This window comes from Chamaesiphon sp. OTE_20_metabat_361, assembly GCF_031364565.1.
On sequence record NZ_JANLWO010000507.1, the window covers coordinates 1 to 2,208 of the forward strand.

Sequence of the window (2,208 nt, forward strand, 5' to 3'; positions counted from 1 at the left end):
GAGTCTAATTCGGCTCGTAGGGACGGTGGGCGGGCGGATGGCGGGGGCAAAAATTCCCAATTGTTGCAGTTTACTCCCAATGGCGATCGCCGTGTGGGCATCTGGCAGCTCGATACAGATAATCGCTGAAGCGGAGGGAATTAGCTTTAGATCGGGGATTCGCTCGGTTAAAAGCTGTTTCAAGTAAGTAATATTTTCCCATAATCGATCGCGGCGCTGCGGTTCGGTGGCAACGATGTCGATCGCGGCAAGGGCGGCGGCGGTGTCGGCAGGCGATAATCCGGTAGTATAAATCCAGCTCGCACACCGATTGGTGAGAAAATCGAGCGCGCTAGCACTCCCGGCGACATATCCGCCCAAACTGCCGAGGGCTTTACTGAGCGTACCCATCACGATTAAATGTTGTCCCACTAACCCAAAATGTTCGACAACACCCGCCCCATTTATGCCAAACACGCCTGTCGCATGAGCTTCATCGACTAACAACATCGCGCCATAGGCATTGGCTAACTCCAAAATCGCTGGGAGCGGACAGATATCGCCATCCATACTAAATACCGTATCCGTCACAATCAGACACCGCCGATAACTGGCGCGATGTAACTCCAACTGCGCACGCAGATCGGCAACATCGCAGTGCTGATATTCAATAATTTTTGCCCCACTTAACAGCGCCCCATTCTTAATGCTCGAATGGTTCGATCGATCGCTGAGGATCGCGTCCTTGCTGCCCACTAGCGCCGCGATCGTCCCCAAATTTGCCAAATACCCCGAACTAAAAACCAAGGCGGCTTCAGTGCCCTTTAAACGGGCGATCGCGGCTTCGAGATCTTGGTGGAGCTGGCGGTGTCCGCTCGTTAGGCGCGAACCCGTCGCCCCCGTACCAAATTGCTGCGTCGCCGCAATCGCCGCTTGAATTAACCGCTCGTCCCCAGCCAAACCCAGATAATCATTACTGCCAAAGTTAATGAGCGATCGTCCGGCGATCGTCACCTCAGTACCAGCGATACTGGAGATCGTCGTCGGCGAGCGATACCAATTTGCCTGTTTAATCGTCGCGAGCGCACGATCGATCCACGCGTAAGGATTTAATTGATTCAAATTTGGAACTCTCGATCGACTAATATATGAAAATAAACTTATCTCACCTTATTCATGGCAGAAATTCAGTTTTCCCGAGGCACCACCGAACCTGTTGTTCCCGATGTTCGACTCACCAAATCTCGCACTGGCCAGCAAGGTAAAGCCTCATTTTACTTTGAAAAACCCGCAATCTTGGGAAATGAAGTCAATGAAGAAGTCACTGGACTGTACATGATTGACGAAGAAGGTGAGATTATCACGCGGGAAGTCAAAGCAAAATTTGTCAATGGCAAACCCGAAGCACTCGAAGCGATCTATATCATGAATTCTACGGCAGAGTGGGATCGATTCATGCGCTTTATGGAGCGTTACTCGGCAAGCAATGGCTTGGGATTTAAAAAAGCTGAAGAATAGCCCATGCTCGATCGATCGCCCAGCATCGCCACTGGATCTGCGGCTCAACCCCATCCAGATCCGCACCACATTAGCATTATTTTCGCGGTCATCACGGTCAGCGATACTCGTACGCCCGAGACCGATCGCAGTGGTGCCCTCATCCAAGAACTGCTACAATCTGCGGGACATACGATCGGTAAGTATCAGATTATTCCGGACGAATCGCCCCAGATTGCGACGGTTCTAACTAACATGCTAGAGCTGCGATCGATTCAGGCGATCGTCTTTAATGGTGGTACTGGCATCTCGCCCCGCGATACCACCTATGAGGCGATCTCCAGCCTCCTCACCAAGACTTTGCCCGGTTTTGGAGAGATTTTTAGAGCGCTGAGTTATCAAGAAATCGGCTCGCGGGCGATCGCTTCGCGGGCGATTGCGGGTACCTACGATCGGCTCCTCGTCTTCTCTCTCCCTGGTTCGCAAGGTGCTGTAAGATTAGGTCTAGAAAAACTGATTCTGCCCGAATCGATCCATTTAGTTAATCAACTAAAATGACATCTTCAAAGCCCGATAACAAGAGTCAGCCTAAACCCCCAACTCCCAAACCAAATACTTCTAACGGTTGGTTATCTTGGGGCTTCATCTGTTTGCTAATTGGCGGCACTATCGCCGCCAGAAACGTCTTTCTTGTCGATAACGATCTCGAAATTAAAACTAAGTTTGCCGGAC

At 51.0% G+C, this 2,208-nt stretch carries 3 protein-coding genes; 2 read left to right on the top strand and 1 reads right to left on the bottom strand.

Annotation, left to right across the window (positions count from 1 at the left end; translation table 11 throughout):
* On the bottom strand, positions 1 to 1,101 hold a 1,101-nt coding region (gene bioF, locus RMO35_RS14805; protein WP_309742098.1), incomplete at its 3' end, for an 8-amino-7-oxononanoate synthase.
* A 54-nt stretch (positions 1,102 to 1,155) separates the two neighbouring features.
* On the opposite strand from bioF, the gene psb28 reads away from it, so the two are divergent.
* Together psb28 and RMO35_RS14815 are read left to right on the top strand one after the other, a co-directional pair.
* The gene (psb28, locus tag RMO35_RS14810; RefSeq protein WP_309742099.1) at positions 1,156 to 1,497 is read left to right on the top strand and encodes a photosystem II reaction center protein Psb28; all 342 of its coding nucleotides are present in this window, start codon (positions 1,156 to 1,158) and stop codon (positions 1,495 to 1,497) included.
* 3 nt (positions 1,498 to 1,500) lie between these two features.
* Positions 1,501 to 2,034 (top strand): MogA/MoaB family molybdenum cofactor biosynthesis protein, encoded by a 534-nt coding sequence (locus RMO35_RS14815; protein ID WP_309742100.1) that lies wholly within the window; start codon positions 1,501 to 1,503, stop codon positions 2,032 to 2,034.
* Positions 2,035 to 2,208 lie beyond the last annotated feature (174 nt).